This window comes from Terrabacter sp. 2RAF25 (assembly GCF_052115265.1).
In the GTDB taxonomy this organism is placed as follows: Bacteria; Actinomycetota; Actinomycetes; order Actinomycetales; family Dermatophilaceae; genus Terrabacter.
The window spans coordinates 459,943-472,662 of the sequence record NZ_JBFRGJ010000001.1 but is presented as its reverse complement, the minus strand read 5'-3'; the positions used below and the strand labels follow the sequence as shown (position 1 = coordinate 472,662).

Sequence of the window (12,720 nt, the reverse complement as noted above, 5' to 3'; positions counted from 1 at the left end):
AGCCGGGCAGGCTGGTCGCGTGATCTGGATCTGTGCGACCTGTGCCGTCGAGACCGACGACCTGGCGGAGCCGCCGACCGAGTGCGAGGTGTGCGAGGACGACCGGCAGTGGGTGCCCGCCTCGGGCCAGCGGTGGACGACCGTCGCGGAGCTGCGCGAGTCGGGCACGCGCATCACCATCGACCCCGTCGAGGACGACCTGTGGGGGCTGCACGCCGACCCGGCTGTCGGCATCGGGCAGCAGACGATGGTGGTGCGCACCCCGGAAGGCGTCCTGCTCTTCGACTGCGTCGGCTACCTCGACGACGAGGCCGTGGAGTTCGTGCGGTCCCTGGGGCCAACGCTCGCGGTCGCCGCCAGCCACCCGCACATGTACGGCGTGCAGACCGAGTGGGCGCGGGCGCTCGGTGAGGTACCTGTGCTCGTGGCCGAGCGCGACGCGGAGTGGGTGCGACGCAAGGATCCGCTCGTCGAGCTCTACGACGAGTCCCGGGAGGTGGCACCCGGCCTCACCCTGCACCGGGTCGGCGGTCACTTCCGCGGTCAAGCCGTCGTCGAGTGGCAGGCCGGCGCCGAGGGCCGTGGCGTGCTGCTCGCCGGCGACGCCGTCTTCCCGAACCCCGACCGCCGATCGGTCAGCTTCCTGCGCAGCTATCCCAACCGGATCCCCTTGTCGGGCAACGTGGTCCAGCGCATCGCCGGCCAGCTCGAAGGACTCCACTACGACCGGCTGTACAACAACTTCGGCGCGGTCGTGCCGCGCGAGGCGAAGGCCGTGGTCCGCTTCTCGGCCGACCGGCACGCCGCCTGGACCCGCGGCGACTTCGACCACCTCACCTGACGTCGAGCAGAACTCCCGTCCGGTTGGTGCCGGGGCGCCCGGCAGCGGGTAGGTGCAGGAGCGACGGCGTCGTCCGGCGCCGCCTGGAATCAGCTAGAGGAGCAGCCATGAGCGACAACCCGCTGGACCCGGTGAGCGACGACCAGACGAACGAGGGGCCGGCTGACGGCGGCGCCGACACGCAGAGCCAGGACGGCGGAGCCGACGGCGGCGCCGACACGGCACTGGGATCCGACACCGAGTCCGACCTGGGCTCCGGGATGGGCTCTGGAATGGGCTCCGACACCGGTTCCGGTGGCGAGGGGCCGGCCGACGGTGGCGCCGACACGCAGAGCCACGACGGCGGAGCCGACGGCGGCGCCGGAGCGGACTCCGACGGTGAGGGCCCGGCCGACGGTGGCGCCGACACGGACAGCCACGACGGCGGTGCCGACGGCGGAGCCTGATGACTGCTGGCACGACCGGCCGGGTGCCCGCCCCTGGTGGCGGGCACTCGGCCTTGCGGCGTCTCGTGCCGCTCGACCCCGAGACGTTCGCTCGCGAGCACTGGTCCAGCCGGCCGCTCGTGACGACGTCCGCGGACCTGCCTGCCGGCCTGACTGACCTCTTCGACGAGCACGCCGTCGACGAGCTGGTGTCCCGGCGAGGACTGCGCGCGCCCTTCCTTCGTGTCGCACGTGACGGCCGCACCCTGAGCGACCGCGAGTTCACGCAGGGAGGCGGCGTCGGCGCAACGGTTACCGACCAGGTCAGCGACGACAAGCTGCTCCGCCTCTTCGGCGAGGGCTCGACGATCGTCCTGCAGGGCCTGCACCGCACGTGGGGCCCGCTGATCGACTTCACCCAGCAGCTCGCTGAGGAGCTCGGCCACCCGGTCCAGGCCAACGCGTACGTGACGCCCAGCCAGAGCACCGGCTTCAGCGACCACTACGACGTGCACGACGTCTTCGTGCTGCAGATGGCGGGCGAGAAGCGCTGGCGGCTCCGGGCACCCGTCCACCCGTCACCCCTGCGAGACCAGCCGTGGACCGACCACCGCGACGCCGTCGAGGAGGCCGGCCGGGCCGAGCCCGACCTCGAGTTCACCCTTCGTCCGGGCGACGTTCTCTACCTGCCGCGCGGCTGGATCCACTCGGCCACGGCGCTCGGCGGCGTGAGCACCCATCTGACTCTCGGCATCCACGTGTGGACCCGGCGCCACCTCGCCGACGAGCTCGTGCGGCTCGCGCTGGCCTCGGTGAGCCGCGACGAACGGGCGCGCGCCTCCCTCCCGCTGACCTCGTCGGGACTCGACGGCGCCTCGCTGACGACCGACATCGAGCTGGTGCGAGAGAGCCTGGTGCGCGAGCTCGGCTCCGTCAACGCCGGCGACGTGGTCGACGCCCTCGAGGCCCGGGTGCGTTCGGCGCAGCGACCGGCACCGATCGGGCCGTTGGCCCAGGTCGCCGCTGCCGACACGCTCACGCCCGAGACCGGCCTGCGGCTGCGGCACCACGTCGATGCGCGCCTCGTGCCCGACCCGAACGGCTCGGTGACCCTGTGCTGCCGGCTCGGCGACCGACCCGTGGGGTCGCACGACGTCGGCACGCTCGTCGCCCTCGTCGGTGGCGGCGCGCTCCGCGCCGACATGGTGGGGCTCGAGCTGGCCCGCCAGCTCATGCGCGAGGGCCTCCTCGTCGTCGCCGACGAGACCTGACGACAGTCCCTGACCTCTCGAAGCCCCACCCCTTCAACCGTCGAGAGGCCAAAGTTCGCGGGTCCCGAACCGTCGAGAGGCCAAGGTTCGCGGGTCCCGAACTGTCGAGAGGCCAGCTCCTGCCACCTCGCGGAGGTCGAGCGGCCACTTCAGCCGGTCAGCCGAGGACAGCCGCCCTCAGGGCGGCTCGGGCCCCGACGAGGGACGGGCCGTACCAGGTGAGCAGGCGTCCGCTCACGAGGGCTGTTCGCGAGCGGGCGAACGCCTCGGGCCCGTCGTCTGCCGTGAAGACGTAGGGCTCGTCGGGAAGCAGCACCGTGAGGCCGTCGCGGTCCAGGGCCGACAGGTCGACGTGCGGGTAGCGCTCGGGTGATCCGGCGAGCACGTTGCGCCAGCCCAGTCGGGCGGCGACGTCGCCCGTGAAGGTGTCGCGTCCGACCGTCATCCAGGGGTCGCGCCAGATCGCCACCGCCACCTCGAGCGTCGGCTCGGGCACCGGACCCGACCACTCGTCGCGCGCGGTCGCCAGCCAGGTGGGCGTTCCGACGTGGAGCACCTCGCCAAAGAGCCGCCCAAGCGACTCGAGCGCCGATGGCACCGTCTCGATGTCGGTGACCCAGACGGGTATGCCGTCAGCCCGCAGCCGCTGCACGTCGAGCTCTCGGTTCTCCTCCTTGTTGGCCACGACCAGGTCGGGCGCCAACGCGGCGATTGCCGCGCGGTCGGGGTTCTTGGTGCCGCGGACTCGTTGCACCGCAAGGTTGCCCGGGTGCGCGCACCAGTCGGTGGCCCCGACGAGGCGCTCCGGGCATGTCTCCGCCAGGGCCTCCGTGATGGACGGCACCAGTGACACGACCCGGCGTGGCGGCGCCGGAAACGGCATCGCATGTCCAAGGTCGTCAACGAGCGTCACGTGGGGCACGCCTTGGCCTCTCGACGGTGCGGGACCCACGAACTTTGGCCTCTCGACGGTGCGGGACCCACAAACTTTGGCCTTTCGACGGTGGAGGGGTGGGGGTGTCAGACGTTGCGGCGGTACTGGCCGCCGACCTCGAAGAAGGCCTCGGTGACCTGCTGGAGCGAGCAGACGCGAGCCGCGCGCATCAGCACCTCGAAGACGTTGCCGCCCTCGATCGCGACAGCCTTGAGCTCCTCGAGAGCAGCCTTCGCCTCGATCTCGTGCTCCGACCGGAACGCCCGGACGCGTGAGAGCTGGCTCTGCTTCTCGTCCTCGGTGCCGCGGGCCAGCACGACCTTGCGTGGCTCCTCGCCCTCGTGCGGGTTGCGGAACGTGTTGACGCCGATGATCGGCAGGGTGCCGTCGTGCTTGCGGTGCTCGTAGAGCATCGACTCGTCCTGGATGCGGCCGCGCTGGTAGCCGGTCTCCATCGCGCCGAGCACTCCGCCGCGCTCGGTGATGCGGTCGAACTCCTTGAGCACCGCGGCCTCGACGAGGTCGGTGAGCTCGTCGATGACGAACGACCCCTGGAGCGGGTTCTCGTTCATCGCGAGACCCCACTCGCGGTTGATGATCAGCTGGATAGCCAGCGCACGCCGCACCGACTCCTCGGACGGGGTCGTGACGGCCTCGTCGAAAGCGTTGGTGTGCAAGGAGTTCGCGTTGTCGTAGATCGCGATGAGCGCCTGGAGCGTCGTGCGGATGTCGTTGAAGTCCATCTCCTGCGCGTGCAGCGAGCGGCCCGACGTCTGCACGTGGTACTTGAGCTTCTGCGACCGCTCACCCGCCCCGTACTTCTCCTTCATCGCCACGGCCCAGATGCGGCGCGCCACGCGACCGAGCACGGAGTACTCGGGGTCCATGCCGTTGCTGAAGAAGAAGCTGAGGTTGGGAGCGAAGTCGTCGATCCTCATGCCGCGCGCGAGGTAGCTCTCGACGTAGGTGAAGCCGTTGGCGAGGGTGAAGGCGAGCTGGCTGATGGGGTTCGCCCCGGCCTCGGCGATGTGGTAGCCGGAGATCGACACGGAGTAGAAGTTGCGGACCTTCCGCTCGATGAACCACTCCTGGATGTCGGCCATCATCTTGAGGCTGAACTCGGTGCTGAAGATGCAGGTGTTCTGGCCCTGGTCCTCCTTGAGGATGTCGGCCTGCACCGTGCCGCGCACGTTGGCGAGGGCGTATGCCGTCAGCTCCTCGCGCTCGACGTCGCCCGGCTCCCTGCCCTCCCGCGCCCGGAAGGCGTCGACCTGCTGGTCGATGGCGGTGTTGAGGAAGAAGGCGAGGATCGTCGGCGCCGGACCGTTGATCGTCATGGAGACGCTCGTCGTCGGCGAGACGAGGTCGAAGCCGTCGTAGAGGGCCTTCATGTCGTCGAGCGTGGCGACGGAGACGCCCGAGGTGCCGACCTTGCCGTAGACGTCGGGGCGCGGGTCGGGGTCGCGGCCGTAGAGGGTGACGGAGTCGAACGCCGTCGACAGGCGCGTCGCCGGCTGGCCCTCGGAGAGCAGCTTGAACCGGCGGTTGGTGCGGAACGGGTCGCCCTCGCCCGCGAACATGCGGGCGGGGTCCTCCCCCTCGCGCTTGAACGGGAAGACACCGGCGGTGAAGGGGTAGTAGCCGGGGAGGTTCTCGCGGCGCAGGAAGCTGACGAGCTCACCGTGGTCGCGGTAGCGCGGCAAGGAGACGCGGGGGATCTTGTTGCCCGACAACGACTCCCGGGTCAGGGTGTTGCGGATCTCCTTGCCCCGGATCGTCACGACCTGCTCGTCGCCGGAGTAGGACTCGACCACCGAGGGCCAGGCCGCCAGCGCGCTCGCGACGTCGGCCGGCACGTCGGTGCGGGCCCGATCGAGGAGCGCCTCGACGGCGTCGAGCGCGCTCTCGGCGCTGTCGATGTCGTCAGCCGCGGCTGCGGCCTCGAGCTGTCCCCGCACGGACTCGAGCTGCTGCACCCTTGTGGCCGCGGCGGCATACCGCTCGGTGGCCTCGTGGTAGCCGCGGACGGTGTCGCTGATCTCGGCGAGGTAGCGCACCCGGGACGCGGGCACGATGGTCGCGATGCGGGTGGACTGCCTCGTGGCAACGCGCGGCAGCACGCCCTCGTCGACGGGCATCCCCTTCGCCGCCAGCAGCTCGCGCAGCTCCTGGTAGAGCGCGGTGACGCCGTCGTCGTTGAAGGTGGCCGCCGACGTGCCGTAGACGGGCATGTCGGCCGGGCTCTTGCCGAAGGCCTCGCGGTTGCGCACCATCTGGCGGCCGACGTCGCGCAGGGCGTCCTCGGCTCCGCGGCGCTCGAACTTGTTGATGGCCACGACGTCGGCGCGGTCGAGCATGTCGATCTTCTCGAGCTGGCTGCTGGCGCCGAACTCGGGCGTCATGACGTAGAGGGAGACGTCGGCGTAGTCGATGACGGCGGCATCGCCCTGACCGATGCCCGGGGTCTCGAGGATGACGAGGTCGAAGCCGGCGGCCCGCACCACGTCGAGGACGTCGTCGAGGTGGGTCGGCACCTGCGAGCCGCCGCGCGTCGCGAGGCTCCGGAAGAAGACGCGGTCGCCGTCGAGGGAGCTCATCCGGATGCGGTCGCCGAGGAGCGCACCACCGCCACGGCTGCGGGTCGGGTCGACGGCCAGGACGGCGACGCGCAGCTTGTCCTGCTGGTCGAGGCGCAGGCGGCGGATCAGCTCGTCGGTGAGGCTCGACTTGCCGGAGCCGCCGGTGCCGGTGATGCCGAGGACCGGCACGCGCCGGCGGCCGGCCGCCTCGCGGATGCCGCCGAGCGCGGTCTCGTCGAGCTCGCCCTCCTGCGCGCCGGTGATGGCGCGCGCGACCGCGGACCGGTCGCCGGCGAGGAGTGCCTCGAGCGAGGGCGTGGCGATCTCCCACGGGTCGAAGTCGCAGTCGGCGACGACCTCGTTGATCATGCCGGCGAGGCCCAGCCGCTGGCCGTCCTCGGGGCTGAAGATCGTGACGCCCGACTCGCGCAGGCGGGCGATCTCGTCGGGCACGATGACACCGCCACCACCACCCACGACGCGGACGTGGCCGGCACCGTTCTCCTTGAGCAGCTGCACGAGGTACTCGAAGTACTCGACGTGCCCGCCCTGGTAGGAGCTGACGGCGACGCCCTGCACGTCCTCCTCGATCGCCGCGTCGACGACCTCCTGGACCGAGCGGTTGTGACCGAGGTGGATCACCTCGGCCCCCTGCGTCTGCATGATGCGCCGCATGATGTTGATCGACGCGTCGTGCCCGTCGAACAGGCTGCTCGCCGTGACGAGGCGGACGTGGTGTGACGGCTGGTGGAGATCGCGCTTCGCTGCGTCGGACATGCAAAAATAGTAGGACTTCCTACTAATGGACGTCAACGCGTCGCCGTCCTACGATGGCGCCATGAGCGCGGACACGACCGGATCCATCGAGGCGCAGCCGGTCCCGGCAGCGCCCGGTCTCGCCGCAGGTTCCGGGCTCGGATTCGACCCCATCGCCCGCGCCCGCGAGCAGTGGGTAGAGCAGGGCTGGGACGCCGCCGCCGATGGCATGGCCGCGATCACCTCCCTCATGAGGGCGCACCAGATCGTCCTCGCCCGGGTCGAGTCGACCCTCAAGCCGCTCGGCGTGACCTTCGCCCGCTACGAGGTGCTCATGCTGCTGTGGTTCAGCAGGCGCGGGTCGCTGCCGATGAAGGTCATCGGCAGCCGCCTGCAGGTGCACCCGACCAGCGTGACGAACGCCGTCGACCGCCTCGAGGACGCCGGGCTCGTGACGCGGTCGACGCACCCCGACGACCGCCGCGCGATGCTCGTCGCACTGACCCCGTCGGGTCGCGAGCTCGCCGAGCGAGCGACGAAGGCCCTCAACTCCGAGGTGTTCGAGCGGCCCGACCTCGGGTCGGGCGACGTCCACGCCCTCGTCGACGTGCTGACTCGCCTGCGTCGGGGCGCCGGCGACTTCTGAACCGGCTCACGGGCCGACGTCCGAGTCGCCGTCCCGGCCTGCCGGCAGACGCCACGCCCGTCTCTCTGGCCGGACCGGCAGCGGCTGCGCGCCGATCTCGGCAGACTGGGGCCATGGCCGATGCCCCTCCCACTCCCGCCGTCCACCTCGACCACCTGGACTGGCTCGACGAGCAGCGACGACTCATGCGCGCCCTGGTGCGGCGCGCGCAGAACCCGGCTGGTGGTTTCGGCTGGCTCACCGACGACGGGGGCCTCGACCCCGACAAGGGTGTCGAGCTGTGGATCACGGCGCGGATGACCCACGTGGCCGCGCTCGCCGTGCTGGAGGGCGACACGGCCTGCGCCGGCCTCGTCGACCACGGCGTCGCGACCTTCGCGCCCGGTGGGCTGCTCCACGACGCCGAGCACGGCGGCTGGTTCGCTTCCGTCCATCCCGACGGCTCACCCGACATCTCCGACAAGCGCGCCTACGAGCACGCCTTCGTCGTGCTCGCGGCGACGAGCGCCTCGGCGGCGCGGTGCCCCGGCGCCGACGACCTGCTCGACACGGCCCTGCAGACCTTCGAGCAGCGATTCTGGCGCGAGTCCGACGGCCTTGCCGTCGACGTCTGGGACCGCACCTGGACCGAGCTCGAGGACTACCGCGGCGTCAACGCGAACATGCACTCCCTCGAGGCACTGCTGGCCGCCTGGGACGTGACACGTGACCCACGCTGGCTCGGGCACGCGCTGCGCATCACCGAGAACGTCGTGCACGGCTTCGCCCGGTCGTGGAACTACCGGCTGCCCGAGCACTTCGACGCCGACTGGAAGCCGCGCCCCGACTACAACCGCGAGCGCGCCACCGACAAGTTCCGGCCCTTCGGCGTCACCCCCGGGCACCTGCTCGAGTGGGCCCGGCTCGCGCTGCACCTGCGTCGCGCGCTCGGCGCGGAGGCCCCGCCGTGGCTGCTCGACGACGCCCGCTCGCTCTTCGACGTCGCGGTGCACGAGGGCTGGCACGTCGACGGCAACGAGGGCTTCGTCTACACCACCGACTTCGAGGGGCAGCCGGTCGTGCGCGACCGGCTGCACTGGGTCGTCGCCGAGGCGATCGGGGCCGCCCGCACGCTCGACCTCGCCACGGGCGACCCGACGTATGCCGCGTGGTACGACCGATGGTGGCAGCACGCCCAGCGCTGGTTCGTCGACGCCGAGCAGGGGTCGTGGCGGCACGAGCTCTCACCTCAGCTGGCGCCGTCGAGCGTTGTGTGGCAAGGGCGCCCGGACGTCTACCACGCCTACCAGGCCTGCCTCGTCGGGGCGCTCGGCGAGATCACGTCGTTCGCCGGCGCCCTGCGCGAGGGGGTCCTGCGCTGAGTGACGGTCAGCCGATGACCCGCTCGAGCCAGGCGTTGCCGAAGACCCGGTCGGGGTCGACGCGGTCGCGCAACGCGCGGAAGTCGCTCAGGCGCGGATAGAGCGGTTCGATCGCGGCGGCGTCGGCCACGAAGCACTTGCCCCAGTGCGGACGGCCGCCGAGCGGCAGGAGCGCGTCCTCGATCGCGGGCAGGACGGCATACACCCGCTGCTCGTCACGCAGCCACGTGAAGTGCACGCCCAGGACGTCGTGCCCGTAGGAGCTGCTCAGCCAGTGCTCGTCGGCTGCGACCGTGCGCAGCTCGCAGGCCTGGAGCACGGGCGCCATCCGCGGGCCGAGCGCGCGCAGCCGGTCGATCGCGGTGAGGGCATCGGCGCAGGGCAGGAGGTACTCGCTCTGAAGCTCCTCGCCGCGGCTGGGCGTGAACTCCATCCGGAAGTGGGGCAGCCGGTCGAGCCACGGCCCGAACACGCCACCCTGCTCGGTGATCGACTCGGTGGGGGCGCCCTCGAGCATGTGCAGCGTGCGACCGGCCGGGAGCGCACCGTGCAGGTCGACCGGTGCCTCGTCGAGCCGGCTCTTGCGCCAGACCTGCTCGATGCCGGCGTCGGTCCATCGCGTGAAGAGGCTGACGCTGTAGGCGCTCCGGGTGATCTCCTCGATGTTCGCGTCGAAGGACGCCCAGCTGAGTCCGGTGTAGACGTCCTGGCGCACGTCGTAGGTCGGCTCGATGTCCAGGGTCAATGCAGTGACCACACCGAGGGCGCCCAGCGAGACGACGCTGCCCTCGAAGTCGGCGTCGCCCCGGCCGACGGTGCGCAGCTCACCGTCAGGCCCGATGATGTCGAGCGACGCGACCGCCGTTGCGAGAGAACCGTTCTCGACGCCAGACCCGTGAGTGCCGGTGGCCACTGCGCCGGCCACCGAGATGTGCGGCAGCGAGGCGAGGTTGCCGAGCGCCCAGCCGGCCGCCTGCAGCTGGGTGGCGACGTCACCGTATGCCGCCCGGCCCGTCACGCGCGCCGTGCGGCTCGCGGGGTCGACGTCGACGGTGGTCGGCAGGTCGGCGAGTGACACGAGCACGCCGTCCTCGACATCGGTGATGTCGGAGATGTCGGTGAAGGAGTGCCGCGAGCCGAGGGCGCGTACGCGCGGCGATGCCGCCACGACCTCCTGCAGGTGCTCGACCGAGCGAGCCCGCTCGATGCGAGCACGGTAGGTGTGGTTGCCGCCCCAGTTCTTCTCCGTCGTCACGTCCGTCACGCGCCCAGTCTGGCAAGACAGCTCACCGGGCACCACGGACCCCCGCCGCGGCCGCCCCGACCAGAGGTTCGCCGCGCGCGGCTAGTGACGGCGTCGGTGCGTGCGGTCCTGGTGCAGCTCGGGATGCACGTCCTCGGGCAGCTCCTCGGGCATGGCTCCCTCGCCCGGGGTGGCGACACCCCAGCCCTCGGTGCTGATCGTGTCGACCGGCGGGTTGCCGACGAGGTGTGACCGCTCGGCACCCTCGGGGTGGTCTCGGCGGTCCTGCTCCGTGCGCTCGCGGTGCGAGTTCATGGAGTCCATCGTGTCGCCTCCCCGCCGGGAGCTTCTCGGCTCGACCATGACGAAGCCGATGACGAGGATGACGATGACACCGAACAGGACGAAGATTCCTACGCGATCACCCATGGCACCTCCCGGGACGAGCCGTCACTCCAGACGGTACTCCGGTCGGGGCGCCTCGGACGTGAAAGCCGCCTCGGTCAGGACTGGTCGGGCGTGCGGGCGGCCCGGGCGGCCCGGGCGTGAGCCACACGGGCCTCGCGTTCACGCACGAGGCGTGCCTTGGGGTCGTTGCCCTCACCCAGCTGGGCCGGCCCGAAGATCGTCAGACCGATCATGCGCAGCCGGTAGCCGATGCGGTATCCGACGGACAGTCCCTTGGACCTCGAGCTCGCCACGTGCTGCCTCCATAGTTAGTGTGCTAACTGTTAGTGTACAGGCGAAAGACGACCGACCCTGACGACGAGGCGTGATGACCACACGTACCCCCAACAGCTCCGAACCGACGCACCCTCTCGACGCCGCCGCCCCGGATGACCTGCTCCGCCTCGACCAGCAGGTCTGCTTCGCCCTCGCTGTCGCGGCCCGCAACGTCATCGGCCTCTACCGCCCCGTGCTCGAGCCGCTCGGCCTCACCCATCCCCAGTACCTCGTGATGCTGGCGCTCTGGGAGCGATCGCCCCTGACGCTCCGCGAGATCGGCCACCTGCTCAGCCTCGAGCCGGCCACCCTCTCCCCGCTTCTCAAGCGCCTCGAGACCGCGGGGCTGGTGACCCGCGACCGGCACCCCGACGACGACCGGGCCCTGGCCATCACCCTGACCCCGGCCGGGCGCCGGCTGCGCACCAAGGCGCTCGAGGTGCCGCCCCGGATCGTCGAGACGCTGGGCATGGAGCTCGGCGAGCTCGAGTCGCTGCACGCCGCGCTGACCCGCGTCATCGCCGCCACCAGCCCAGCCGGCTGAGGAGTGCCGCACGCCGACGGGCGTGCGCGGACGAAAGCGTGGCCCCGCCGGGATCGGCGAGGCCACGCGAGAAGTCGATCGGGATCGAGCGGGGTCGAGCTGGGTCGACCGGGGATCGACCGGGGACGACCGAGGGTGGGCCGCTCAGGCAGCCTGGACCTGGTGGTCGACGAGGGTGCCGAGCGCGTCGCGGAGGCGGCCGAACACCTGGGGGTCACCCAGCACGTCCGTGTCGATCGTCGACTGCGACACGACCACCTGGTCGAGGACGACCGCGCCGGCGATGCCCGCCGAGCGGCGCGCGTCCTCGTGGGCCCACTTGCCGCCGTAGGGGGTCGGCGTCGCACCGATGACGGCGAAGGGCTTGCCCGAGAGGGCGCCCTGGCCGAACGGGCGAGACAGCCAGTCGATGGCATTGTTCAGCACGGCCGGCATGGTGCCGTTGTACTCCGGCGTCACGACCAGCACTCGGTCGGCGCCTGCCACGGCGGCACGGAGGTCGGCCGCCGGAGCCGGAGCGTGGTCTCCGTCGATGTCCTCGTTGTAGAAGGGCAGGGCGGCCAGACCGTCGACGATCTGGACCTCGACGCCGGCGGGGGCCTGGTCGCGGAGGGTCTCGGCGATGCGGCGGTTGACCGAGTCGGCGCGGAGGCTGCCGACGAGCACGGCGACACGGGTGGGGACGGTGGGGCTGGGGGCAGCAGAAGTCATGACGAACCAAACGGACCGCAGTCCGTTTCTATTCCGGAGCCGTCGTCACGACCTCGCACCTAGGATCACGACCGTGTCCACGGAGCCGACGGTCGAGCGCGCGCTCTTCGACCTGCACGCACGCCCGGAACGTCGCGACGCGGCACGCAACCGCGAGCTGCTCCTCGACGCCGCCCACCGGCTCGTCGACCGTGACGGGGCGGAGGGCGTGACGATGGACGCCGTCGCCGCCGAGGCAGGCGTCGGCAAGGGCACCGTGTTCCGTCGGTTCGGCAGCAGGGCCGGCCTGATGACCGCCCTGCTCGACCACACCGAGGCGCGCTGGCAGGGTCTCGTGATCTCGGGGCCGCCCCCGCTCGGCCCGGGAGCCCCTCCCCTCGAGCGGCTCCTCGCCTTCGGCGCGTCCCGCCTCGACCGCACCATCGCCAGCGCCGACCTCATGGTCGCCGCGGCCGGGCGGCACGGGAGGTCGGGACCCGCGGTCGCGTTCTGGACCGTGCACGTACGCCATCTGCTCACCGAGCTCCGGGTGACCGGCGACCTCCCCCTCCTGGCCATGGCCCTGCTGGCACCGCTCGACGTGTCCATCGTGAGTCAGCAGCTCGACGGCGGAGTGAGCCGCGAACGCATCCTCGCGGCGTGGACCGACCTCGTCGAGCGGGTCGTCGCCGGCTGCTGACTCGTCG

The 12,720-nt window shown here is 71.4% G+C and carries 13 protein-coding genes; 7 read left to right on the top strand and 6 right to left on the bottom strand.

Features of this window, described 5'->3' with window-relative positions; translation table 11 throughout:
- Positions 1–19: 19 nt before the first annotated feature.
- The 3 genes from AB4091_RS02215 to AB4091_RS02205 all read left to right on the top strand — a co-directional run bounded on the left by AB4091_RS02215 (position 20) and on the right by AB4091_RS02205 (position 2,537).
- The gene (locus AB4091_RS02215; RefSeq protein WP_442290098.1) at positions 20–841 is read left to right on the top strand and encodes a hydrolase; all 822 of its coding nucleotides are present in this window, start codon (positions 20–22) and stop codon (positions 839–841) included.
- A 107-nt stretch (positions 842–948) separates the two neighbouring features.
- On the top strand, positions 949–1,287 hold the full coding sequence (locus AB4091_RS02210) for a BatC protein (RefSeq protein WP_442290097.1): 339 nt from the start codon (positions 949–951) through the stop codon (positions 1,285–1,287).
- Positions 1,287–2,537 (top strand): cupin domain-containing protein, encoded by a 1,251-nt coding sequence (locus AB4091_RS02205; protein ID WP_442290096.1) that lies wholly within the window; start codon positions 1,287–1,289, stop codon positions 2,535–2,537. Before AB4091_RS02210 ends, AB4091_RS02205 begins: the two co-directional genes overlap by 1 nt.
- A 157-nt stretch (positions 2,538–2,694) precedes the next feature.
- On the opposite strand, the gene AB4091_RS02200 is transcribed toward AB4091_RS02205, so the two are convergent.
- Together AB4091_RS02200 and icmF are read right to left on the bottom strand one after the other, a co-directional pair.
- Positions 2,695–3,420 (bottom strand): helical backbone metal receptor, encoded by a 726-nt coding sequence (locus tag AB4091_RS02200; RefSeq protein WP_442290095.1) that lies wholly within the window; start codon positions 3,418–3,420, stop codon positions 2,695–2,697.
- Positions 3,421–3,557: 137 nt separating this feature from the next.
- Entirely contained in the window at positions 3,558–6,827 is a 3,270-nt protein-coding gene (gene icmF / locus AB4091_RS02195) for a fused isobutyryl-CoA mutase/GTPase IcmF (RefSeq protein ID WP_442290094.1), read from the bottom strand.
- A 61-nt stretch (positions 6,828–6,888) separates the two neighbouring features.
- On the opposite strand from icmF, the gene AB4091_RS02190 reads away from it, so the two are divergent.
- The gene (locus tag AB4091_RS02190) at positions 6,889–7,452 is read left to right on the top strand and encodes a MarR family winged helix-turn-helix transcriptional regulator (RefSeq protein WP_442290093.1); all 564 of its coding nucleotides are present in this window, start codon (positions 6,889–6,891) and stop codon (positions 7,450–7,452) included.
- Positions 7,453–7,565: 113 nt separating this feature from the next.
- Positions 7,566–8,813, top strand: coding sequence for an AGE family epimerase/isomerase (locus tag AB4091_RS02185; protein WP_442290092.1), 1,248 nt, complete (start codon positions 7,566–7,568; stop codon positions 8,811–8,813).
- 7 nt (positions 8,814–8,820) lie between these two features.
- Here the strand turns inward: AB4091_RS02185 and AB4091_RS02180 are convergent, their stop codons facing one another.
- From AB4091_RS02180 to AB4091_RS02170, 3 genes are all read right to left on the bottom strand, one after another.
- Positions 8,821–10,077, bottom strand: a complete 1,257-nt coding sequence (locus AB4091_RS02180; protein WP_442290091.1) for a D-arabinono-1,4-lactone oxidase — start codon at positions 10,075–10,077, stop codon at positions 8,821–8,823.
- 81 nt (positions 10,078–10,158) lie between these two features.
- The gene (locus AB4091_RS02175) at positions 10,159–10,485 is read right to left on the bottom strand and encodes a hypothetical protein (RefSeq protein ID WP_442290090.1); all 327 of its coding nucleotides are present in this window, start codon (positions 10,483–10,485) and stop codon (positions 10,159–10,161) included.
- Positions 10,486–10,559: 74 nt separating this feature from the next.
- The gene (locus tag AB4091_RS02170) at positions 10,560–10,757 is read right to left on the bottom strand and encodes a hypothetical protein (RefSeq protein ID WP_442290089.1); all 198 of its coding nucleotides are present in this window, start codon (positions 10,755–10,757) and stop codon (positions 10,560–10,562) included.
- A 74-nt stretch (positions 10,758–10,831) separates the two neighbouring features.
- On the opposite strand from AB4091_RS02170, the gene AB4091_RS02165 reads away from it, so the two are divergent.
- Positions 10,832–11,323 carry a MarR family winged helix-turn-helix transcriptional regulator gene (locus tag AB4091_RS02165; protein ID WP_442290088.1) on the top strand — a complete coding sequence of 164 codons (492 nt, stop codon included), beginning with the start codon at positions 10,832–10,834 and terminating at the stop codon, positions 11,321–11,323.
- A 144-nt stretch (positions 11,324–11,467) separates the two neighbouring features.
- Here AB4091_RS02165 and AB4091_RS02160 read toward each other — a convergent pair whose 3' ends face one another.
- A complete protein-coding gene (locus AB4091_RS02160; protein ID WP_442290087.1) occupies positions 11,468–12,034 on the bottom strand; it encodes an NADPH-dependent FMN reductase in 567 nt (188 codons plus the stop codon).
- A gap of 73 nt (positions 12,035–12,107) precedes the next feature.
- On the opposite strand from AB4091_RS02160, the gene AB4091_RS02155 reads away from it, so the two are divergent.
- Entirely contained in the window at positions 12,108–12,713 is a 606-nt protein-coding gene (locus tag AB4091_RS02155) for a TetR/AcrR family transcriptional regulator (RefSeq protein WP_442290086.1), read from the top strand.
- Positions 12,714–12,720 lie beyond the last annotated feature (7 nt).

Excerpts from the sequence above, each read along its gene's own strand:
- AB4091_RS02210 (WP_442290097.1), top strand. The coding sequence starts at position 949 with ATGAGCGACAACCCGCTGGACCCGGTGAGCGACGACCAGACGAACGAG.
- AB4091_RS02205 (WP_442290096.1), top strand. The coding sequence starts at position 1,287 with ATGACTGCTGGCACGACCGGCCGGGTGCCCGCCCCTGGTGGCGGGCAC.
- AB4091_RS02200 (WP_442290095.1), bottom strand. The coding sequence starts at position 3,420 with ATGCCGTTTCCGGCGCCGCCACGCCGGGTCGTGTCACTGGTGCCGTCC.
- icmF (WP_442290094.1), bottom strand. The coding sequence starts at position 6,827 with ATGTCCGACGCAGCGAAGCGCGATCTCCACCAGCCGTCACACCACGTC.
- AB4091_RS02190 (WP_442290093.1), top strand. The coding sequence starts at position 6,889 with ATGAGCGCGGACACGACCGGATCCATCGAGGCGCAGCCGGTCCCGGCA.
- AB4091_RS02185 (WP_442290092.1), top strand. The coding sequence starts at position 7,566 with ATGGCCGATGCCCCTCCCACTCCCGCCGTCCACCTCGACCACCTGGAC.
- AB4091_RS02175 (WP_442290090.1), bottom strand. The coding sequence starts at position 10,485 with ATGGGTGATCGCGTAGGAATCTTCGTCCTGTTCGGTGTCATCGTCATC.
- AB4091_RS02165 (WP_442290088.1), top strand. The coding sequence starts at position 10,832 with ATGACCACACGTACCCCCAACAGCTCCGAACCGACGCACCCTCTCGAC.
- AB4091_RS02160 (WP_442290087.1), bottom strand. The coding sequence starts at position 12,034 with ATGACTTCTGCTGCCCCCAGCCCCACCGTCCCCACCCGTGTCGCCGTG.